General features: G+C 67.5%; 14 protein-coding genes and 2 pseudogenes. 12 read left to right on the top strand and 4 right to left on the bottom strand.

Going from position 1 to position 20,695, the window contains the following annotated elements:
- Window positions 1–85: 85 nt before the first annotated feature.
- From LK409_RS14225 to zapE, 6 genes and pseudogenes are all read left to right on the top strand, one after another.
- Window positions 86–574: an Lrp/AsnC family transcriptional regulator gene (locus tag LK409_RS14225; protein WP_041937259.1), complete on the top strand. Its 489-nt coding sequence runs from the start codon at window positions 86–88 to the stop codon at window positions 572–574.
- A 35-nt stretch (window positions 575–609) separates the two neighbouring features.
- Window positions 610–2,658, top strand: a pseudogene (locus LK409_RS14220) (OPT family oligopeptide transporter).
- Between the two features lie 324 nt (window positions 2,659–2,982).
- Entirely contained in the window at window positions 2,983–5,856 is a 2,874-nt protein-coding gene (locus LK409_RS14215; RefSeq protein WP_010928955.1) for a 2-oxoglutarate dehydrogenase E1 component, read from the top strand.
- A gap of 45 nt (window positions 5,857–5,901) precedes the next feature.
- A complete protein-coding gene (gene odhB / locus LK409_RS14210; RefSeq protein ID WP_004566345.1) occupies window positions 5,902–7,119 on the top strand; it encodes a 2-oxoglutarate dehydrogenase complex dihydrolipoyllysine-residue succinyltransferase in 1,218 nt (405 codons plus the stop codon).
- A 229-nt stretch (window positions 7,120–7,348) separates the two neighbouring features.
- Window positions 7,349–8,776, top strand: a complete 1,428-nt coding sequence (lpdA, locus tag LK409_RS14205; RefSeq protein ID WP_010928954.1) for a dihydrolipoyl dehydrogenase — start codon at window positions 7,349–7,351, stop codon at window positions 8,774–8,776.
- A 97-nt stretch (window positions 8,777–8,873) separates the two neighbouring features.
- Window positions 8,874–9,965: a cell division protein ZapE gene (gene zapE / locus LK409_RS14200; RefSeq protein ID WP_041937258.1), complete on the top strand. Its 1,092-nt coding sequence runs from the start codon at window positions 8,874–8,876 to the stop codon at window positions 9,963–9,965.
- Window positions 9,966–9,977: 12 nt separating this feature from the next.
- On the opposite strand, the gene LK409_RS14195 is transcribed toward zapE, so the two are convergent.
- Window positions 9,978–10,736: an SDR family oxidoreductase gene (locus tag LK409_RS14195; protein ID WP_010928952.1), complete on the bottom strand. Its 759-nt coding sequence runs from the start codon at window positions 10,734–10,736 to the stop codon at window positions 9,978–9,980.
- Window positions 10,737–10,823: 87 nt separating this feature from the next.
- Here LK409_RS14195 and LK409_RS14190 point away from each other — a divergent pair, with 87 nt between their 5' ends.
- Window positions 10,824–11,726, top strand: coding sequence for a LysR substrate-binding domain-containing protein (locus tag LK409_RS14190; RefSeq protein ID WP_041937257.1), 903 nt, complete (start codon window positions 10,824–10,826; stop codon window positions 11,724–11,726).
- 27 nt (window positions 11,727–11,753) lie between these two features.
- Here LK409_RS14190 and LK409_RS14185 read toward each other — a convergent pair whose 3' ends face one another.
- The 3 genes from LK409_RS14185 to LK409_RS14175 are packed head-to-tail and all read right to left on the bottom strand — an operon-like array spanning window position 11,754 to window position 14,359.
- Window positions 11,754–12,737 (bottom strand): Bug family tripartite tricarboxylate transporter substrate binding protein, encoded by a 984-nt coding sequence (locus LK409_RS14185; protein ID WP_010928950.1) that lies wholly within the window; start codon window positions 12,735–12,737, stop codon window positions 11,754–11,756.
- 54 nt (window positions 12,738–12,791) lie between these two features.
- Window positions 12,792–13,514 (bottom strand): SDR family oxidoreductase, encoded by a 723-nt coding sequence (locus LK409_RS14180; protein ID WP_003813618.1) that lies wholly within the window; start codon window positions 13,512–13,514, stop codon window positions 12,792–12,794.
- Window positions 13,511–14,359, bottom strand: a complete 849-nt coding sequence (locus LK409_RS14175; protein ID WP_003813616.1) for a TauD/TfdA dioxygenase family protein — start codon at window positions 14,357–14,359, stop codon at window positions 13,511–13,513. The genes LK409_RS14180 and LK409_RS14175 overlap by 4 nt, the downstream gene beginning before the upstream one ends.
- Before the next feature lie 259 nt (window positions 14,360–14,618).
- Between LK409_RS14175 and LK409_RS14170 the strand changes: the two genes are divergently transcribed.
- The 5 genes and pseudogenes from LK409_RS14170 (at window position 14,619) to LK409_RS14145 (ending at window position 20,692) form a co-directional block, all read left to right on the top strand.
- Window positions 14,619–15,152 carry a sigma-70 family RNA polymerase sigma factor gene (locus LK409_RS14170; protein WP_010928949.1) on the top strand — a complete coding sequence of 178 codons (534 nt, stop codon included), beginning with the start codon at window positions 14,619–14,621 and terminating at the stop codon, window positions 15,150–15,152.
- A pseudogene (locus tag LK409_RS22820) lies at window positions 15,145–16,074 on the top strand (DUF4880 domain-containing protein). Before LK409_RS14170 ends, LK409_RS22820 begins: the two are co-directional and overlap by 8 nt.
- Window positions 16,075–16,167: 93 nt before the next feature.
- A complete protein-coding gene (locus LK409_RS14155) occupies window positions 16,168–18,645 on the top strand; it encodes a TonB-dependent siderophore receptor (protein ID WP_010928948.1) in 2,478 nt (825 codons plus the stop codon).
- Window positions 18,646–18,761: 116 nt separating this feature from the next.
- Window positions 18,762–19,070, top strand: a complete 309-nt coding sequence (locus LK409_RS14150) for a DUF3649 domain-containing protein (RefSeq protein ID WP_003813607.1) — start codon at window positions 18,762–18,764, stop codon at window positions 19,068–19,070.
- The gene (locus LK409_RS14145) at window positions 19,067–20,692 is read left to right on the top strand and encodes a PepSY-associated TM helix domain-containing protein (protein WP_010928947.1); all 1,626 of its coding nucleotides are present in this window, start codon (window positions 19,067–19,069) and stop codon (window positions 20,690–20,692) included. The genes LK409_RS14150 and LK409_RS14145 overlap by 4 nt, the downstream gene beginning before the upstream one ends.
- Window positions 20,693–20,695: the final 3 nt, after the last annotated feature.

Below are 20,695 nucleotides of genomic sequence, written 5' to 3'. Positions count from 1 at the left end.
GTGCTGGCATGAGTCATCGAAAATGCGCCAAAATGCCGATTCATTAGGCATGAAATGCTGTGATTGACATTTTATGGAGCTTAATATGCCGCCACATGCGCTGGATGCCGTTGATCGCCGGATCCTGGACCTGTTGCAGACCGATGCCAGCCTCACCAACGTCGAGCTGGCGCGCCGGGTGCATCTGTCGCCCTCGCCGTGCCTGGCCCGCGTCAAGGCCCTGGAGGCCGCCGGGATCATCCGCGGCTATGTGGCGCTGGCCGATCCGGCGCAACTGGGCCTGAACCTGAATGTGTTCATCCAGGTCAGCCTGGAGAAGCAGGTCGAAAGCGAGCTGGAGCGGTTCCAGGGCGCCATGGCCGACTGTCCCGAAGTGATGGAGTGCTACCTCATGACGGGCGATGCGGACTATCTGCTGCGGGTGGTGGTGGCCGACATGCCGGGACTGGAGCGCTTCATCGTCAATCGCCTGTCGCGCATTCCTGGCGTGAAGAACATCCGCTCCGGGTTCGCGCTCAAGCAAGTCAAGTACCAGACGGCCCTGCCGCTCAGGCAGGGAAGCGGGCCGCAGTAAAATTGCGGGTTTTCCCTTTATGTTCCGGATCGCTCATGGCTGATGCAACCCGCATTCCCGATAGCGTGACCCTGCCCGAGCTGACGCTGCGCGGCGTCTTGCTGGGGGCGCTGATCACCGTCATCTTCACGGCTTCCAACGTCTTTCTGGGCCTGAAGGTCGGCCTGACGTTTTCCTCGGCGATCCCGGCCGCGGTGATCTCCATGTCGGTGCTGCGGATGTTTCGCGACGCCAACATCCTGGAGAACAACATGGTGCAGACGCAGGCCTCGGCCGCCGGCACCTTGTCGGCCATCATCTTCATCCTGCCCGCCCTGGTCATGATGGGGCACTGGCAGGGCTTCCCGTTCTGGCAGACCCTGGCCATCTGCGGCGCCGGCGGCATGCTGGGGGTGATGTTCACGATTCCGCTGCGCCACATCATGGTGGTGCAAAGCGACCTGCCTTACCCCGAAGGCGTGGCGGCGGCCGAAATCCTGCGGGTGGGCAGCGCCGAGGCGCCTGACACGGCACCGGGCCGCCGGGGCGCATCCGGCATGGGCGACATCCTGGCGGGCGGCGGCGTGGCCGCGCTGGTCAGCCTGGCCACCGGCGGCCTGCGGGTGCTGGGCGACAGCTTCAGCTGGTGGGGCCAGCTCGGCGCGTCGGTGTTCCGCCTGCCCATGGGCTTTTCGCTGGCATTGCTGGGCGCTGGCTACCTGATCGGCATCGTCGCCGGCGTGGCCATGCTGGTCGGGCTGCTGATCGCCTGACTGGTCGCGGTGCCCGTGCTGACCGCAACCACGCCCATGCCGGATGGCCAGTCCATCAGCGCCTTCGCCAATAGCCTGTGGGCGTCGCAGGTGCGCTTCATCGGCGCCGGCGTCATCGGCGTGGGGGCCATCTGGACGCTGGCCACGCTGTTCATGCCCATGGTGCGCGGCGTGCGTACGTCGTTCGCGGCCTTTGGCCGCAGCGGGGAGGCGGCCTATGGCAGCGCCCCGCGCACAGAGCGCGATCTGCCCTCGCGCTGGATCTCGCTCATCACCCTGGCGCTGGTCGCCGTGCTGGTAGGCGTGTTCGCCGCTTTCCTGCAGCCGGCCATGCTCTCGCCGGGGGCGCGCTGGGGGCTGGTGGCCTACGCCGTGGTGTTTGCCTTCGTCTTCGGGTTCCTGGTGGTGGCGGCCTGTGGCTACATGGCGGGGCTGATCGGCTCGTCGACCAGCCCGATTTCCGGCGTCGGCATCGTGGCGATCGTGCTGGTGTCGCTGCTCATGCTGGCCATCCAGCGCGGCGATGGCCTGCTGGCCACGCCGCAGGGGCTGCAGATGGGCATCGCCCTGGCGATCTTCACGACCTCGGCCGTGGTGGCGGTGGCCTCCATCTCGAACGACAACCTGCAGGACCTCAAGACCGGCTGGCTGGTGGGGGCGACGCCCTGGCGCCAGCAGGTCGCGCTGCTGATCGGCTGCGTCGTCGGGGCGGCGGTCATCTCGCCCGTGCTGGAGCTGCTGTACAACGCCTATGGCTTCGGCGACGCCTTGCCGCGCCCGGGCATGGATCCGTCGCAGGCGCTGGCGGCGCCCCAGGCGACGCTGATGCTGGCCATCGCGCAAGGCATCTTCACCCATCAGTTGAACTGGACCATGATCCTGATCGGCATGGGCGTGGGCGTGGCGCTGATCGTGATCGACCAGGTGCTGCGGCGCACCTGCCGGGTGGCGCGCCTGCCGGTGCTGGCGGTGGGCATCGGCATTTACTTGCCGCCGTCGGCCAGCGCGCCCATCGTGGTCGGGGCGGTGCTGGCCTGGCTCCTGGAGGGCGCGCTGCGCCGCCGGGCCGCCGCCGCCGGGCAGGACTACGAGCGCTATGCCGAAGGGCCCAATCGCCGCGGCGTGCTGGTGGCGTCCGGCTTGATCGTGGGCGAGAGCCTGGTTGGGGTGCTGCTGGCAGCGGTCATCGGCGCCACCGGCGACGAGGCGCCCCTGGCCGTGGTCGGCGCGGGCTTCGGCCCGACCGCGGAATGGCTGGGCTTCGTGGTTTTCGCGGCCGTGGCCGTATGGATTTATCGCCGGGTAGTGCGGACCCGGCCGGAACAGGCCTAGCCAGGCTGCCTGCCTGGCGTCGTTTTCGCGACACAGGGCGGGATGATCCGGCTTGCGCCGATTGCCGATATTGCCCGGCAATCGGCGCGACATGCGCGGTGTTGCGAGAGGTATTCTGGGCGGGAATGAGGGCATGCCGCAAGCTCGGTCCTGTCATGCCGTTGCAGCAAGACGGCCGCAGACTCAAGGGGTATACTGCGGCTATACGGCTTTCGAGGCTTGTACGTGCCTTCTGCCCCTGCTATCCGCTAAACGGGAAGCCCGTGTCGCGGAAGGTTTTCCTGCATCGTATCGAGTGAAGCACTCGTCAAGGTGAAGCGATTTATGTCTACGGAATCAGAATCCCTATCCACGTCCTATCTGTTCGGGGGTAACGCCCCGTACGTCGAAGAGCTCTACGAATCGTATCTCGACAATCCCGGCTCGGTGCCCGACAACTGGCGTGAATACTTCGACCAGCTGCAGCACTCGCCCGCCACCGATGGCCAGGAAGCCACCCGCGACCAGGCCCACGCTCCCATCGTAGAATCGTTTGCGCAACGCGCCCGCGCCAATGCCTTCGTGCAGCGCGTCGCCGAGCCCGACCTGTCGGTAGCCTCCAAGCAGGTGTCGGTCCAGTCGCTGATCGCCGCCTACCGCTCGCTGGGTTCCCGCTGGGCCGACCTGGATCCGCTCAAGCGCCAGGAGCGTCCCGCCATCCCCGAACTGGACCCGGCGTTCTACGGCCTGACCGAAGCCGACCTGGACCAGGTCTACTCCGCCACCAACACCTACTTCACGACCGCCAGCACCATGACGCTGCGCGACATCCTGAAGGCGCTGCGCGACACGTATTGCCGCTCGGTGGGCGCGGAGTTCATGCATATTTCCGATCCGGCCGCCAAGCGCTGGATCCAGCAGCGCCTCGAGTCGACCTTCAGCGCGCCGGTGTTCTCCACCGAGGAAAAGCGCCACATCCTGCAGCAGCTGACCGAATCCGAAGGCCTCGAGCGCTTCCTGCACACCAAGTACGTGGGCCAGAAGCGTTTCTCGCTGGAAGGCGGCGAGAGCTTCATCGCCTCGATGGACGAGGTGGTCAACCACGCCGGTGAATCGGGCGTGCAGGAAATCGTGGTCGGCATGGCCCACCGCGGCCGCCTGAACCTGCTGGTCAACATCATGGGCAAGATGCCCGGCGACCTGTTTGCCGAGTTCGAAGGCAAGCACGCCGAAGGCCTGACCGACGGCGACGTGAAGTACCACAACGGTTTCTCGAGCGACTTGTCCACCCGTGGCGGTCCGGTGCACCTGTCGCTGGCCTTCAACCCGTCGCACCTGGAAATCGTCAACCCGGTGGTCGAGGGCAGCGTGCGCGCGCGCCAGGAACGCCGCGGCGACGGCGAGGGCAAGCAGGTGCTGCCGGTGCTGGTGCACGGCGACGCCGCCTTCGCCGGCCAGGGCGTGGTGATGGAAACGCTGAACCTGGCGCAGACGCGCGGTTACGGTACGGGCGGCACGCTGCACATCGTCATCAACAACCAGATCGGTTTCACCACCTCGGATCCGCGCGACTCGCGCTCGACGCTGTATTGCACCGACGTGGTCAAGATGATCGAAGCACCGGTGTTCCACGTCAACGGCGACGATCCCGAGGCCGTGGTGTTCGCCACCCGCCTGGCGCTGGACTACCGCATGCAGTTCCGCCACGACGTGGTGCTCGACATCGTCTGCTTCCGCAAGCTGGGCCACAACGAGCAGGACACCCCCTCGCTGACGCAGCCGCTGATGTACAAGCGCATCGGCCACCACCCCGGCACCCGCAAGCTGTACGCCGACAAGCTGACCACGCAGGGCGTGCTGGCCGAGGGCGATGCCGACCAGCTGGTCAAGGATTACCGCCAGCTGATGGAAGACGGCCAGCGCACCATCGAGCCGGTGCTGACCGACTACAAGAGCAAGTACGCCATCGACTGGTCGCCGTTCCTGGGCGCCAAGTGGACCGACCAGGCCGATACCGCCGTGCCGCTGGCCGAGCTCAAGCGCATCGGCGAGCGCATCACCACCACCGTGCCCGAGGGCTTCACGGTGCACCCGCTGGTCGCCAAGCTGCTCAATGACCGCCGCAACATGGCCAAGGGCGAGGTCAACCTCGACTGGGGCATGGGCGAGCACCTGGCCTTCGCCACGCTGGTGGCCTCGGGCTACGCCGTGCGCATCACCGGCCAGGACTCGGGCCGTGGCACGTTCACGCACCGCCACGCCGTGCTGCACGACCAGAACCGCGAGCGCTGGAACGACGGTTTCTACGTGCCGCTGCAGAACGTCTCGGAAGGCCAGGCGCCGTTCACCGTGATCGACTCGGTGCTGTCCGAAGAGGCGGTGCTGGCATTCGAATACGGCTACTCGTCGGTCGAACCCAACACGCTGACCATCTGGGAAGCCCAGTTCGGCGACTTCGTCAACGGCGCGCAGGTCGTCATCGACCAGTTCATCACCGCCGGCGAAGCCAAGTGGGGCCGCCAGTCGGGCCTGACCCTGATGCTGCCGCACGGCTACGAAGGCCAGGGTCCGGAACACTCGTCGGGCCGCATCGAGCGCTTCCTGCAGCTGTGCGCCGACCACAACATCCAGGTGGTGCAGCCGACCTCGGCCGCGCAGATCTTCCACCTGCTGCGTCGCCAGATGATCCGCCCGTTCCGCAAGCCGCTGGTCATCTTCACGCCCAAGTCCCTGCTGCGCAACAAGGATGCCGGCTCGCCCCTGACCGATCTGGCCGGCGGCAGCTTCCGCCCGGTGATCGGCGAGGTCGACGAGTCGATCAAGGCCGCCTCGGTCAAGCGCGTGCTGGCCTGCTCGGGCAAGGTCTACTACGACCTGGTCAATGCCCGCCGCGAGCGTGGCGCCGACCACGTGGCGATCGTCCGCGTCGAGCAGCTGTATCCGTTCGCGCACAAGGCGTTCGAGACCGAGCTGCGCAAGTACCCCAAGGCCACCGAGGTGATCTGGGTGCAGGACGAGCCGCAGAACCAGGGCCCGTGGTTCTATGTGCAGCACCATTTGTACGAAAACATGGCCGACGGCCAGAAGCTGGGCTACGCGGGCCGCGCCGCTTCGGCCTCGCCGGCGGTGGGCTACCTGGCCAAGCACCAGGAGCAGCAGAAGGCGCTCATCGAGCAGGCCTTCGCCGCCAAGTACAAGGGCTTCATGCTGACCAAGTAACAACAGCCGCTGACATAGAACACTAACTTTACGGAATTCATCACTATGGCTATTACCGACGTTCTCGTCCCTCAACTGTCCGAATCGGTTTCGGAAGCCACGCTGCTGACCTGGAAGAAGCAGGCGGGCGCCGCGGTCGAGGCCGACGAAATCCTGATCGAAATCGAGACCGACAAGGTGGTGCTGGAAGTGCCGGCCCCGTCGTCGGGCGTGCTGTCCGAAATCGTCATGGGTGACGGCAGCACCGTGACCTCGGGCGAAGTCATTGCCCGCATCGACACGGCCGCCAAGGCTGCTGCGGCGCCTGCCGCCGCTGCCGAAGCGCCCGCCGCCGCTGCTGCTGCGCCGGCAGCCGCCGCGCCGGCGGCGGCCAGCAGCGCCGCCAGCGGCGTGGCCTCGCCGGCCGCCGCCAAGATCCTCGCCGAGAAGGGCGTGGACGCCGCCAGCGTGGCCGGCACCGGCCGCGACGGCCGCGTCACCAAGGGCGACGCCCTGGCCGCGGGCAACGCGCCCGCCGCCAAGGCCGCCGCGCCGGTGGCGCCGCCCACGCTGTCGCTGGACGGCCGCCCCGAGCAGCGCGTGCCGATGAGCCGCCTGCGCGCCCGCATCGCCGAGCGCCTGCTGCAATCGCAAGCCGAGAACGCCATCCTGACGACGTTCAACGAAGTCAACATGCAGGCCGTGATGGACCTGCGCGCCCGCTACAAGGACAAGTTCGAGAAAGAGCACGGCGTCAAGCTGGGCTTCATGTCGTTCTTCGTCAAGGCCGCCGTCGCCGCGCTGAAGAAGTACCCGGTGCTCAACGCCTCGGTCGACGGCAAGGACATCATCTACCACGGCTACTTCGACATCGGCATCGCCGTCGGCACCCCGCGTGGCCTGGTGGTGCCCATCCTGCGCAACGCCGACCAGCTGACCATCGCCGAAATCGAGAAGACCATCGCCGACTTCGGCAAGCGCGCCGCGGACGGCAAGCTGGGCATCGAGGAAATGACCGGCGGCACGTTCTCGATCTCCAACGGCGGGGTGTTCGGCTCGATGCTGTCCACACCCATCATCAACCCGCCGCAGGCGGCCATCCTGGGCATCCACGCCACCAAGGAGCGCCCGGTGGTCGAGAACGGCCAGATCGTCATCCGGCCGATCAACTACCTGGCCATGTCCTATGACCACCGCATCATCGACGGCCGCGAAGCCGTGCTGGGCCTGGTGGCCATGAAGGAAGCGCTGGAAGACCCGCAACGCCTGTTGCTGGATCTGTAATCGGCGCCAAGGCGAGAGAAGAATGCCTTCTTCTGTCGCTGCCGCCACGGGCTGGGCCGCCATCGCGGCCCGCCCGGCGGCCCTGCCGGTTTCGTCGAATCCGGTTCGATCAGCCTGCCCGTCCGAGCCGCGCCATACGCGCGGCTGTCCGGATCCAACAAACCAGCGGATCTGCGTCCTGGCGGCCGCGCGGTAGGCGGTTTCAAATTTCTCTCATCGCGAGAACACTATGTCCAAACAATTCGACGTCGTCATCATCGGTGCCGGCCCCGGCGGGTACATCGCCGCGATCCGCGCTGCCCAACTCGGTATGTCGGTGGCCTGCATCGACGCCTGGCAGAACGGCCAGGGCGGCCCCGCTCCCGGCGGCACCTGCACCAACGTGGGCTGCATTCCGTCCAAGGCGCTCCTGCAGTCGTCCGAGCACTACGAACAGGCCAACCACCACTTCGCCGAGCACGGCATCGAAGTCAAGGGCGTCAGCCTCAAGCTGGACACGCTGATCGGCCGCAAGAACACGGTGGTCAAGCAGAACAACGACGGCATCCTGTACCTGTTCAAGAAGAACAAGGTCACGTATTTCCACGGCAAGGGCGCGTTCGCCGGCCAGGTCGACGGTGGCTGGTCCATCAAGGTCACCGGCACCACCGACGCCGACCTGGTCGCCAAGCACGTCATCGTGGCCACCGGCTCGTCGGCGCGCGAACTGCCCGGCCTGCCCTTTGACGAAAAGAACATCCTGTCCAACGACGGCGCGCTGAACATCGGCGCCGTGCCCAAGAAGCTGGGCGTGATCGGCGCGGGCGTGATCGGCCTCGAAATGGGCAGCGTGTGGCGCCGCCTGGGCGCCGAAGTCACCATCCTGGAAGCGATGCCCGAGTTCCTCGCCGCTGCCGACCAGCAGGTGGCCAAGGAAGCCCTCAAGTCCTTCGCCAAGCAGGGCCTGGACATCCAGACCGGCGTGAAGATCGGCGAGATCAAGGCCGCGGCCAAGTCGATCACCGTGCCGTACGTCGACGCCAAGGGCGCCGAGCAGAAGCTGGTGGTGGACAAGCTGATCGTCTCCATCGGCCGCGTGCCGTACACCGGCGGCCTCAATGCCGAAGCCGTGGGCCTGAAGCTGGACGAACGCGGCTTCGTCGCCGTCGACGAAGACTGCAAGACCAACCTGCCCAACGTGTGGGCGGTGGGCGACGTGGTGCGCGGCCCGATGCTGGCGCACAAGGCCGAGGAAGAGGGCGTCGCGGTGGCCGAGCGCATTGCCGGCCAGCACGGCCACGTCAACTTCGCCACCGTGCCGTGGGTGATCTACACCTCGCCGGAAATCGCCTGGGTGGGCAAGACCGAGCAGCAGCTCAAGGCCGAAGGCCGCGAGTACAAGGCCGGCTCGTTCCCGTTCATGGCCAACGGCCGCGCGCGCGCGCTGGGCGACACCACCGGTTTCGCCAAGGTGATCGCCGATGCCAAGACCGACGAAGTCCTGGGTGTGCACATCATCGGCCCGATGGCGTCGGAGTTGATCTCCGAAGCCGTGACCATCATGGAGTTCCGCGGCGCCGCCGAGGACATCGCCCGCATCTGCCACGCTCACCCGACCCTGTCGGAAGCGGTGAAGGAAGCCGCGCTGGCTGTCGACAAGCGTACCCTGAACTTCTGATCAGGCGTCCCGGGGCCAGCAGGTCCCGGGGCTTCCCGGCTTGGCCTGGGGCGGGTTGTGCAATCCGCCCCTTTGTTTTGGATTTTCCGGTTGCGACATGAACGTCCGCGAATACTACGAACACGCCCTGGCGGAACGCGGCTATCAGCCCGACGAGGCGCAATTGCAGGCCGTCGAACGCCTGCAGCGCTACTACGCTGAATGGGTCCGCTTCAAGGCCCTGCGTTCCAACGCCCTGAAGAAGCTGCTCAACCGCCCGGACGTGCCGCGCGGCGTGTATCTGTGGGGCGGCGTGGGGCGCGGCAAGAGCTTCCTGATGGATGCCTTCTATGCCACCGTGCCGGTGGTGCGCAAGACGCGCCTGCATTTCCACGAATTCATGCGCGGCGTGCACCGCGAGCTGGAGGAGGTCAAGGGCACGCAGGATCCGCTGGACGAAGTGGCGCGCCGCCTCGCTCGCCGTTACCGCCTGATCTGTTTCGACGAGTTCCACGTCTCGGACGTCGCCGACGCGATGATCCTGTACCGCCTGTTGCTCAAGCTGTTCGAGCACGGCACCTCGTTCGTGATGACCTCCAACTACGAGCCGTCCACGCTGTATCCCGACGGCCTGCATCGCGACCGCATCCTGCCCGCCATTGCGTTGATCCAGGGCCGCATGGACGTGCTGAACGTGGACGCCGGCATCGACTACCGGCGCCGTTCGCTGGAGCAGGTGCAGTGCTATCACACGCCGCTCGACGCCCAGGCCCGCCAGGCGCTGGAACACGCATTCGCGCAGTTGTCCGACACCGCGCCGCAGGATCCGGTGCTGCATATCGAGCATCGCGAAATCCGCGCCCAGGCGCTGGCCGGCTCGGTCGTGTGGTTCGATTTCGCCACGCTGTGCGGCGGCCCGCGCTCCCAGAACGACTACCTGGAGCTGGCCAACCGGTTCCATGCGGTGATCCTCTCGGACGTGCCGCGCATGGGGCCGCGCCAGGCGTCCGAGGCGCGGCGCTTCACGTGGCTGATCGACGTGTTCTACGACCACAAGGTCAAGCTGATCATGTCGGCCGAAGTCGAGCCCGAGCAACTCTATACCGAAGGCGCGCTGGCCAACGAGTTCCATCGCACGGTGTCGCGCATCCTGGAGATGCAATCGCGCGAATACCTCGAGGCCGAGCGCCGTCTTGCCGTGACGCTGTAGCGGCGCGGCGTCCTACAACATGAAGCTGCCGCCATTCACGTCGATGGTGGCGCCCGTGGTGTAGCCCGCGCCATCGGAAGCCAGGAAGGCCACCGTGGCGGCGACTTCCTCCGGCAGGCCCAGGCGGCCCAGCGGCACCGTGGCCGAATGGCTGGCGTTGACCGCGCCGCCGACCTCGGCCGTCATGGCCGACTGGATGCGGCCCGGCGCCACGCAATTGACCGTGATCCCGTGTTCGGCCACCTCTCCGGCCAGCACCCGGGCCAGGCCCGTCATGCCGGATTTGGTCGCCGAGTAGTGGGCGCCCGGCACCGGCGTGCGCGTGCGCGCCGCCTGGCTGGTGATCATGATGATACGGCCCCAGCCGGCGGCGATGAGCGCCGGCAGGCACGTCTGCGTGACCAGGAACGTGCCGGTGAGATTGACATCCAGTACCCGGCGCCATTCGTCCAGCGGCATGTCCGCCACCTTGCGTTTGCGTCCCTCGTGCTTGGGCGAAATCCCGGCATTGTTCACCACGATGGCCAGGTTCTCCCACCACTGGCCGCATCGCCGGGGCAGGTCGCGTACCGCCTGTTCATCCGCGATGTCCAGCCGCATGCCGTGCGCGCGCAGGCCGCGGCCGGCCAACGCGCGCGCGCTGGCTTGCACGTCGGGGCTGGCATCGAGCATGATGACCGGGTGGCCATCCAGCGCCAGGCGGGTGGCGATCGCAAGGCCGATGCCGCGCGCGGCGCCGGTGACCAGGGCTGTTCGGTTGGCAGCCGTCATGGATAACTCCTCTCAGTATGGGTGGGCGGCGCAGGGGCCGCTGTGGTTAAATGCATTGCCCTAGTTCCAGCCGTTCGGTGGCCTGCCATGGAATTGCGCCATTTGCGCTATTTTTTGATGCTCGCGGAGACCCTGCACTTTGGCCGGGCCGCCAGCAGGCTGGGTATCGCGCAACCGCCGTTGTCGCGCCAGATACGCGACCTCGAAGAGCAGGTCGGCGCCACGCTGTTCTACCGCGGCACGCGCGGCGTCTCGCTCACCGATGCGGGCGTGGCGTTCGCCCAGCGCGCCGCGCAGATCGTCGCGGCCGCCGACGAGGCGGTCTTCGAGGCCCGCGAGGCCGGGCAGGGGCGCACGGGCCGTATCGTGATCGGTTTTGTCCATTCGCTGGCCTATTCCCTGCTGCCCAGGGTGCTGCCGGGCTTCAGGCAGAAACACCCGGGCATCGCCGTCTCGCTGCGCGAGGTCACGGTGGCCGACAAGGAAAGCGCGCTGCTTTCCGGCCAGATCGATACCGGCATCTATCGGCCCACCGTGCGGCATCCGGAAATCGCTACGCTGCCCATCTTCGAGGAGGGCTTCGTCCTGGCCCTGCCCAGCGGGCACCCGCTGGCGCGCAAGCGCCGCGTGTCGGTCCACAGCCTGCGCGACCAGCCGCTGATCCTGTTTCGCGCCCTGCGTGGCGACGTGGGCCTGCACGGCACCATCGCCGCGTTCCTGCGCGCGCACGACGTGCCGGTCAAGGCTTGCGAGGAAGTCGGCACGATCCATGTGGGCATGGGCCTGGTGCTGGCCGGGGTGGGGGTATGCATCATTCCGGAAACCTCGCGCATGGTTCATATCGAGGGCGTCGTCACGCGCCCGTTCGCCGAGGCCACCACGCGCGTGAGCTCCACGGTCTGCTGGCGCCACCAGGACTCCAGCCGCAGCCTCGACGCATGGGTGCGGCATGTGCGCGAACTGATCCGCACCGGCGAGAGCGCCGGCTAGCCGCTGTCGCGGCCGGCCGGCCGCGCCTCACGGCTTGACGATATTGGCGGTCTTGACCACCTTGGCCCATTTCGCGGTGTCGTTCTTCATGATGGTCGCGTATTCCTGCGGAGAGTTTGTCTTCGGCGTCGCGCCCAGCTCGCTCAGCCGCTTGCTGACCTGCGGACTGTGCACCACCTCCTGCACGGTCTTGTTCAGCTTCTGCACCACGTCGGCGGGCGTGCCGGCGGGCGCGAACAGGCCGAACCAGGTCACCACGTCGAAGTCGGGATAGCCCGACTCCTTCACGGTGGGGATATCCTTGGCGCTGCTTTCGCGGTCCGGGCCGGTGACGGCCAGGGCGCGCAGCGATCCGTCGCGCACCAGGGCGATGGCCGAAGGCATGTTGTCGAACATGACGACCGGGCCGGTGCCGCCGACCAGGTCTATCAGCGCCGGGCCGCTGCCCTTGTAGGGCACATGTTCCATGTGCAGGCCGGTCGCCATATTGAACAGTTCGCCCGTCAGGTGGGTGGTCGAGCCGACCCCGGAAGAGGCGAAGAACACGGTCTTGGGGTTCTCCTTGGTCCAGGCCACGAACTCCTTCGTGGTCTGGGCGGGAACGGCCTTGTTGACCACCATCAGGTTGGGCAGGGTGGCGATCAGGGAGATCGGCTGGAAGTCCTTGTTCGGGTCGAACGCCATGTCCTTGTAGATGGCCTGGTTCACCGTCATGTTGCCTGCCGTGCCCAGCAGCAGGGTGTATCCGTCCGGCGTCGCGCGCGAGACCTGCTCGGTGCCGATGTTGCCGCCCGCGCCGGCCTTGTTCTCGACGATGACGGGCTGGCCCAGCTTGGTGCCCATGTGCTGGCCCACCAGTCGCGCGATCAGGTCGGTGGTGCCGCCGGCCGCGTACGGCACGATGAGGCGGATGGGCTGCGCGGGGTAGCCGGCGGCCATGGCGCCGCTCGCGCCGGCCAGGGCAAGCAGGGCGGCAAGACAGGCTTGCGCCCGAAGCGTGATGAAGGTCATGACGTGTCTCCTGAGGTGGTTTTGTTATGTCCTGCCTGGCGGACGCCAGGCTCCCTACAGTTTGATCTGGCTGATACTCGCGCCGCCGCAGACGAACAGGGTCTGCCCCGTCGTGTAGGCCGCGTGGGGCGCGAGGAAGTAATCGACGGCGTGGGCGATCTCCTCCGGCGTGCCCAGGCGCGCCACCGGTATGGCCTCCACCAGCGCGCGGCTGCGCGCCAGCTCGGGCGGATTGTTGCGTTGGAACATTTCCGTGGCCACGGGACCTGGCGCCACGCAGTTGACCGTAATGCCGCGCGTGGCCAGCTCGAGCGCCCAGGACCGGGTCAGGCCGACCATGGCGGCCTTGGCGGCCGAGTAGACGCTGCCGCCGGGCCGCGCCAGCAGGGAACGGCTGGCGATGTTGACGATGCGCCCCGCGCCGGCCTCGGTCATGCCGGGCAGCACCGCCTGCGCGGCATCGATGGCAACGGCAATGTTCAGTTCCAGGATCGCCGACGTGGCGGCGTCGGTGATCTCGCCCAGCGGCTGCATTTGATTGAAGCCGGCGTTGTTGACCAGCCGCAGCACGCCATGCGAGGCTGCTTCGCGCAGCACTTCGCGCCGCTGGGCGGCATCGAGCAGGTCGGCCTGCAGCAGCGGGCCGGGAAAGCCGGCGTCGCCGCTGCGCGCAATGCCCATGACCGGCTCGCCGCGGGCCGCCAGCAAGTCGGCGATGGCGCGGCCGATGCCGCGCGTGGCGCCGGTGATCAGTGTGTACCCCTGCGCCCGCGTCATTGCGGACGGCCGCCGGCGATGGTCATGCGATGCATTTCGCGCCGCTTGCCCTGGTAGTCGTTGCAGGCATAGTGCATGGTGCAGCGGTTGTCCCAGAAGGCCAGCGAGCCCTTGCGCCAGCGGAAGCGGCAGGCAAATTCGGGTCGCGCCGCGTGGGCGTACAGCTGATGCAGCAACGGCAGGCTTTCCTCGCGGCTCAATCCTTCGATTTGCCACGTGAAGGGAAAATTGACGTACAGGCACTTGCGGCCGGTTTCCTCGTGCGTGCGCACCATGGGGTGGAGGGCCAGGTTCTCCTTGGCGTCGGCGTCGGCCTTCAGGCGGGTCGAGCGGCCCGCATTGCGTTCGCTGATGCGCGAGGTGAGGTACCGGTCGGAATGGTAGGCCTGGCGGCCGTCGATCATCTGCCTCAAGGCCTCGGGCAGCAGGTCATAGGCCAGGTACATATTGGCAAACAAGGTGTCGCCGCCATACTCGGGGATGTCGCGTCCGTAGAGCACCGAGCCCAGGGGAGGCTCCTGCATATAGGACATGTCGGAGTGCCAGGTATCGCCGATGTTGTAGCGGTCGTTCGGCTCTTTTATGACCGGCATGATGTCCGGATAGCCTTCCACATGGGTGTACACCGGGTTCACGACCACTTCGCCGAACTGGCGGGTGAAGGCGCGATGCTGCTCGGGCGTGAGGGTCTGCTCGCGAAAGAAAATGACGTTGTGGTCCAGCAGCGCCTGGCGTATGGCCTTGACGGTATCGGCGGACAGCGCTTGCGAAAGATCGACGCCGAAGAGTTCGGCGCCGCAGGAGCCGGTCAGGGGCCTGACTTCCAGGGCAGTTTGCGTATTCATGTCTTTGTGGTCTCCTCGATCGAACTTGCGGGGTGCGAGCAAAGATTAGGATCAATTCTCCTGGGCGCCCAATATTAATTATGTGCTTTCTGGATACCTTAAAGGTATTAATGTGGCGCGGCGCGCAACCAGGCGCCGGCACGCCTTGGGCGGTTTGCGGCGGGGCTGGCTGCCAATCGATATTGATAATGCAAGTAGTTATCAATTAATATCCAGCGTTTGATCGTCCATTCATCGCCGCCCCGATGGTATTGCCGTTGTGCCTGCCAGCCTGATCACTTCGCCCTCCGCCCGTCCCGCCGCCGACACTGCCGCGGTGGAGGGCCTGTACCGCCAGCACCGGTCGTGGCTGGCCGGGTGGCTGCGGCGGCGGCTGGGCTGTCCGCACCGCGCCGAGGACCTGACGCAGGATGTGTTCGTGCGCGTGATCCAGGGGCGCAAGGCGGTACGCATGGAGCAGGCGCGCGCCTTGCTGGCCACCATCGCCAAGGGACTGGTCATCGATCACCAGCACCGCGCGGCGCTGGAGCACGCTTATCTGGAATACCTGGCGGCGCAGCCGTCGGGGCACGCGCCTTCGCCGCAACAGCAGGCCGAGCTGCTGCAGGCGCTGGCCGAGCTCGATCGCCTGCTCGAAGGCTTGCCGCCGCGCGCCCGCGCGGTGTTCCTGATGTCGCAGCTCGAAGGGCTGGGCTATGCCGAGATCGCGCAACGCCTGCGCATTTCGCTCAGTTCGGTGCAGCAATACATGCTGCGCGCCATGAGCGCTTGTTACATGGCATTCCATGAGTAGGCCGGCGGCGCCCGACGCGGTCGCCCAGCAGGCCATAGCCTGGTGGGTGCGGCTGCAGTCCGGCTGCGCCGCCGCCGCCGAACACGAGGCCTGTCGCGCCTGGCTGGCGCGCGACAAGGCGCATCAGCGTGCGTGGGACCGCGTCGCGACCCTGGCGGCAGGCATCCGTCGCGCGCCGGCGGCGCCGGCGCTGGCCATCCTGCCCGATCTGGCCAGTCGCGGCCCGTCGCGCCGGCAGGCGTTGCGTCTGCTGGCGGGCCTGGGCGTCGGCGCTGCGGCCGGCGCCGGCGCGTATTCCTGGGCGCCCTGGCAGCGGTTGGTGGCCGATGCCAGTACCGGCGTGGGCGAGCGGCGCCAGATCGTGCCCGGTCCCGGCGTGCGCCTGGTGCTTGCCAGCGACAGCGCGGTCCGCCTGCGTATCGACGCGACGCGGCGCGCCATAGCGCTGTTGCGTGGCGAAATGCTGGTGGATGTGCACAGTGGCGCGGCCCAACCGGCGCTGTAGGTCGATACCGGGTACGGCATGGCATTGGCCGAGCAGGCGCGCATCGGCGTGTATGCGGGCAGCGTGCAGGTAGCCAGTGCGCCGCACGCGCCATGGCACCGCGGCGAGGCGGGCGAGTCGCTGCGCCTCGATGGCGCAGGCGTGCCGCGGCGCGGCCGCGTCGCTGCCGACGAAAGCGCCTGGGAGGATGGCCTGCTGGTGGTGCATGGCTGGCGGCTGGATCGCCTGGCGGCGCAATTGGCGCGCTACCGGCTCGGTGTCATCCGGGTCGACCCGGCGGTGGCCGGGCTGCGCCTGTCGGGCGTGTTTCCGCTCGACGACGCCGAGCGCGCGTTGGCCGCCGTGCGCCAGAGCCTGCCCATCGAGATCCGTCGCCACACCGCTTACTGGCTCAGCGTGACGCCGCGCGCGGCCTGAGCGCGGTTACAAAACAATCGCCGCCGTCCTTGCAGATTCGGCTTTCCCGCGCGGAATAGCTCATGGAAGAAGCTAACGCATAGGAGAGTTCCCGTGTTTTCTCGCAGTCAGAAGCATCCGTCCTGGCGCCTGTCGCCATGCGTACTTGCGGCCGCCTTGTGCGCCGTCGCGGTCGGTAGCGCGGACACCGCCCGCGCGCAGGCGCCCGCCGCCAGCGCCCAGCATTATGAAATCGCGGCCGGACCGCTGGCCGACGCACTGACCCGCTTCGCGCGCCGTGCCGGCGTGGTGCTGTCGTTCGACCCGGCCCTGGTGCAGGGGCGCAGCATGGCGGGCCTGCAGGGCGTGTACGGCGTGCGCGACGGGTTCGCGGCGCTGCTGGCCGGTTCGGGCCTGCAGGCGCGCGCCGGCGGCGGCAACAACTGGTCGCTGGCGGCGCTGCCGCGCGGCGGCGATGCGGAGACGCTGGCGCCGGTGACGGTGCTGGGCCTGGAGGGCGCGCTGGCGCCCACGGTCGGCTATGTCGCCAGTGCCAGCCTGAGCGGCACCAAGACCGATACGCCGCTGATCGAAACGCCGCAATCGATTTCGGTGGTGACTCGCGACCAGATAACCGAGCAGGGCGCCCAGACGCTGAACCAGGTGCTGCGCTATACCGCCGGCGTGGCGACCGAGACGCGCGGCGCGACCGCGACGCGGCTGGACCAGTTCAGCGTGCGCGGTTTCTCCGCCGCCACCTATCTGGACGGCATGCGCGTGTTCGGCGGCCGGGACGCCTTGCCCCAGGTCGACGCCTACCGGCTCGAACGGGTCGATGTGCTCAAGGGGCCGGCTTCCGTGCTGTATGGCCAGGGCGGCCCGGGCGGCGTGGTCAACCAGGTCAGCAAGCGTCCCCTGGACGAGCCTTTGCGCGAGATCGAAGTGCAGGCGGGCAATTTCGATTTCCGGCGGGTCAACATGGATTTTTCCGGTCCGGTGGACGAGGACCGGCGCTTCCTGTACCGGGTAACCGGCGCGGCCTATATGTCCGATGGCCAGGTGGATCACACCAGGGAGCGCCGCTACTTCATCTCGCCGTCGTTCACGTGGCGGCCCAGCGCGGATACCACGCTGACCGTGCTGACCAACTTCCAGCGCGACCCCGACATGGGTTCGTACGGATCGATCTCGGCCATGCGCACGCTGCTGTCGGCGCCCGACGGCAGGCGGCTGGGCCCGAACCACTACGACGGCGACGCCGATTTCGAAAAGAGCGACCGCCGCAGCTATTCGCTGGGCTATCAACTGGAGCATCGCTTCAACGATACCTTCAAGGCCTCGCAGAACCTGCGTTTCCAGCATGCCGAGGGCGTCTATCGCAGCATCTACGGCGCCAGCAACAACAATTACGGCTATCTCGACAAGGACTACCACTACTCGCAGCGCGGCCTGGCCATCAGCGACGTGGACGTGGATGCGTTCACGATCGACAACAACCTGCAGGCGCGCTTCGATACCGGGGCGCTGGCGCATACGGTGCTGGTGGGGTTCGACTACCAGCGCGTGCAGACCGACACCTTGTCGGGCTATGGCAGCGCGCCGCCGCTCGACGTGTTCGATCCGGACTATCACATGGGTATCGAGCGGCCGCCGTTTACGTCCGATCAGACCCAGTACAACTACCAGACCGGCCTCTACCTGCAGGACCAGATCAGGCTGGACCGCCTGTCGTTGCTGCTGGGCGGGCGCTACGACTGGTCGCGCACCCACACCGGCACCGACAACCTGGCCAACGGCTCGCACAGCAGCTCGGCGCTCGCCGCCGAGGCGTTCACCGGCCGGGTCGGGGCGATCTACAACTTCGACAACGGCGTGGCGCCGTACGCCAGCTACTCGGAGTCGTTCGAGCCGCAGACCGGCACGGGCTGGAACAACACGCCGTTCAAGCCGACCGAAGGCAAGCAGTATGAGGTCGGCGTGAAATACCAGCCGCCGGGCTCGGCCACGCTGCTCACGCTGGCGGCCTTCGACATCCGGCGCAAGAACCTGCCCACCACCGACCCGGATCCCACCCATATGTGCGGCGTTTCGCGCTGCTCGATACAGGCCGGCGAAGTGCGCACCCGCGGCATCGAACTGGAGGCCAAGACCGAACCGCTGCGCGGCCTGAGCCTGATCGCCGCCTATTCGTACCTCGACAACGAATACGAGAAGGCCTATCCGAACACGACCGGGTTGGACCTCAAGGGCAAGAAGCCGGTGGCCGTGCCGGCGCACCAGGCGTCGGCCTGGGCCCGCTATCAACTGCAGGAGGGCCCGCTGGCCGGCCTGGGCATGGGCGCGGGGGTGCGCTACATCGGCAGTTCGTACGCCAACGAAACCAACACGCTCAAGGTGCCATCGGTGACGCTGGTGGACATGATGCTCGACTACGACCTGGGCCGGGCCAGCCCCGCGCTCAAGGGCATGCAGGTGGCGTTGAACGTCTCCAACCTGTTCGACAAGGAATACATCGGCTCGTGCCTGTCCGATTCGTGGTGCTGGTATGGCTACCAGCGTTCGATCAAGGCCAGCTTGCGCTATCGCTGGTGATGCATGGCCCGTCATCCGAAGAATGCGATTAAGAATGATTATAATTTCTTAAATTTTCCAATCATCGGCGCGCATCGCGAAGGGCGCGCCACCGCTGGGTCAAGAAGGAGGTTGACATGAAAGCGCCCGCTGCCGGTGCCCACATGCTGCATTACCGGTTCGCCGTGACGTCGCGCGCCCTGGCCGCCATCCTGGGCGGCTACGCCCTATCCAGCGCGGCGGCAGCCTGCCTGGCTGTCTGGCTGCCCATGCGCCGCGTCGACGCGGTCGTGGCCGCGTTGATGCTGTCGTTCGTCGTCTATACGTGCGCCGTGCTGTGGGTGTTCGCCACCCGCAACGCCTGGCGCGCATGGGCCGGAGTGCTGCTGCCCGCGCTGGCGCTGCTGATGCTGTACTGGCTGGGCAAGGCCGCGGGAGGAGCATGAAACCGGCGCGTACCAAGGCGGCGGGCGAAGAGGGGCTGCGCCAGTCCATGTCGTGGCTGCACACCTGGTCGGGGTTGATCTTCGGCTGGGTGCTGTTCGCGATGTTCCTGACCGGCACGCTGGCGTTCTTCCGGCCCGAGATCACGCGCTGGATGCAGCCCGAGATCGATGTCGCTCCGGTGTCGGCCGAGCAGGCCAGCGCGGTGGCGCAGCGCTATCTGCAGGCCCACGCGCCCGATGCGCGGCGCTGGTTCGTGACCCTGCCTACCCAGCGCGCGCCCGCCATCCAGCTGTCGTATCCGGCTGCCAAGCCCAAGCCGGGCGAGCGCGGCTTTACGCGCGTGTCGCTCGACCCCGCCACCGGAGACGCGCTGCATGCGCGCCAGACGCGCGGCGGCGATTTCTTCTACCGCTTCCATTTCGAACTGGAGATGGCCTTCCCCTGGGGGCGCTGGCTGGCCAGCATTGCCGGGATGTTCATGCTGGTGGCCATCATCAGCGGCATCATCACCCACAAGAAGATATTCACCGATTTCTTCACTTTCCGGCCGCGCAAGGGCGGCCAGCGCGCCTGGATGGACGGGCACAATGTGTTGTCGGTGCTGGGGCTGCCGTTCCATCTTATGATCACCTTCAGCGGGTTGGTGATTTTCATGTACATGCTGATGCCGGCCGGCGTCCTGGCCGCCTATGACAACGAGCGCGCCTTCTTCGACGAGATGTTCCCCGCCTTCACCCAGACCGCGCTCCAGGCCAATCCGGCGCCGCTGGCCGGGCTGGCGGCCCGGGCGCGGGCCGAGTGGGATGGCGGCAGGCCCGGCCGCATCGTGGTCAACAATCCGGGCGACGCCTCGGCCACGGTCAGCGTGACGCGCTCGACCAGCGAGCGCATCGCCTATGGGCGCATGGCGCCGACCATCACCTTCGACGGCGTGACCGGGCAACTGCGCAGCCAGGACGCCAAGGAAAGCGCCGTGGCGGCCACCGCCGGCACCATCGTCGGACTGCACCTGGGCCTGTTCGCCGAACCCGTGCTGCGCTGGCTGTATTTCCTGGTGAGCCTGGCGGGAACCGCCATGGTGGGGACCGGCCTGGCGCTGTGGATCGCCAAGCGCCGCCAGAAGGCGGCGGGGCGCGAGTCGTTTGCGCTGCGGCTGGTCGACGCCCTGAACGCCGGCAGCATCGCGGGCCTGTGCGTGGCCGTGGCGGCGTTCTTCTGGGCCAACCGGCTGTTGCCGGCGGCGCTGCCGCAGCATGCGCAATGGGAAGTCCGGATCTTCTTCGGCGCATGGCTGCTGTGCGGCCTGTATGCGGCGGTGGCGCGCCGGCGCAAGTGGCGCGACCTGCTGGCGCTGGCCGCGTTCATGGCCGCCGCGCTGCCGGTCCTGAACCTGTGGACGACCCAGCGCCACCTGGGGGTGTCGCTGCCGGCGGGCGACTGGGTCATGGCGGGCTTCGATCTGACCGCCCTGGCGTGCGCCGCCTTGCTGGGCTGGATGGCGTGGCGGGCGGCACGCAAGGCGGCCGCCGCCGCCGTGCCACCGCGCGCCCGGCCCGCACCCGCATCGCGCCGGGTGCCCGCGCGCGATGCGGCGGCCGCCGCAATTGGCGAGACGAGGTGACCG

This window comes from Bordetella parapertussis (genome assembly GCF_020735925.1).
Classification (GTDB): domain Bacteria; phylum Pseudomonadota; class Gammaproteobacteria; order Burkholderiales; family Burkholderiaceae_B; genus Bordetella; species Bordetella pertussis.
The sequence above is the reverse complement of the archived record's forward strand: the minus strand, read 5'-3'. Positions and strand labels throughout refer to the sequence as shown.

What these genes read in the sequence shown, in the direction of transcription:
- LK409_RS14195 (WP_010928952.1), bottom strand. Translation starts at nt 10,736, where the DNA reads ATGACGGCTGCCAACCGAACAGCCCTGGTCACCGGCGCCGCGCGCGGC.
- LK409_RS14190 (WP_041937257.1), top strand. Translation starts at nt 10,824, where the DNA reads ATGGAATTGCGCCATTTGCGCTATTTTTTGATGCTCGCGGAGACCCTG.
- LK409_RS14185 (WP_010928950.1), bottom strand. Translation starts at nt 12,737, where the DNA reads ATGACCTTCATCACGCTTCGGGCGCAAGCCTGTCTTGCCGCCCTGCTT.
- zapE (WP_041937258.1), top strand. Translation starts at nt 8,874, where the DNA reads ATGAACGTCCGCGAATACTACGAACACGCCCTGGCGGAACGCGGCTAT.
- LK409_RS14180 (WP_003813618.1), bottom strand. Translation starts at nt 13,514, where the DNA reads ATGACGCGGGCGCAGGGGTACACACTGATCACCGGCGCCACGCGCGGC.
- LK409_RS14175 (WP_003813616.1), bottom strand. Translation starts at nt 14,359, where the DNA reads ATGAATACGCAAACTGCCCTGGAAGTCAGGCCCCTGACCGGCTCCTGC.
- LK409_RS14225 (WP_041937259.1), top strand. Translation starts at nt 86, where the DNA reads ATGCCGCCACATGCGCTGGATGCCGTTGATCGCCGGATCCTGGACCTG.
- LK409_RS14145 (WP_010928947.1), top strand. Translation starts at nt 19,067, where the DNA reads ATGAAACCGGCGCGTACCAAGGCGGCGGGCGAAGAGGGGCTGCGCCAG.
- lpdA (WP_010928954.1), top strand. Translation starts at nt 7,349, where the DNA reads ATGTCCAAACAATTCGACGTCGTCATCATCGGTGCCGGCCCCGGCGGG.
- LK409_RS14215 (WP_010928955.1), top strand. Translation starts at nt 2,983, where the DNA reads ATGTCTACGGAATCAGAATCCCTATCCACGTCCTATCTGTTCGGGGGT.
- odhB (WP_004566345.1), top strand. Translation starts at nt 5,902, where the DNA reads ATGGCTATTACCGACGTTCTCGTCCCTCAACTGTCCGAATCGGTTTCG.
- LK409_RS14150 (WP_003813607.1), top strand. Translation starts at nt 18,762, where the DNA reads ATGAAAGCGCCCGCTGCCGGTGCCCACATGCTGCATTACCGGTTCGCC.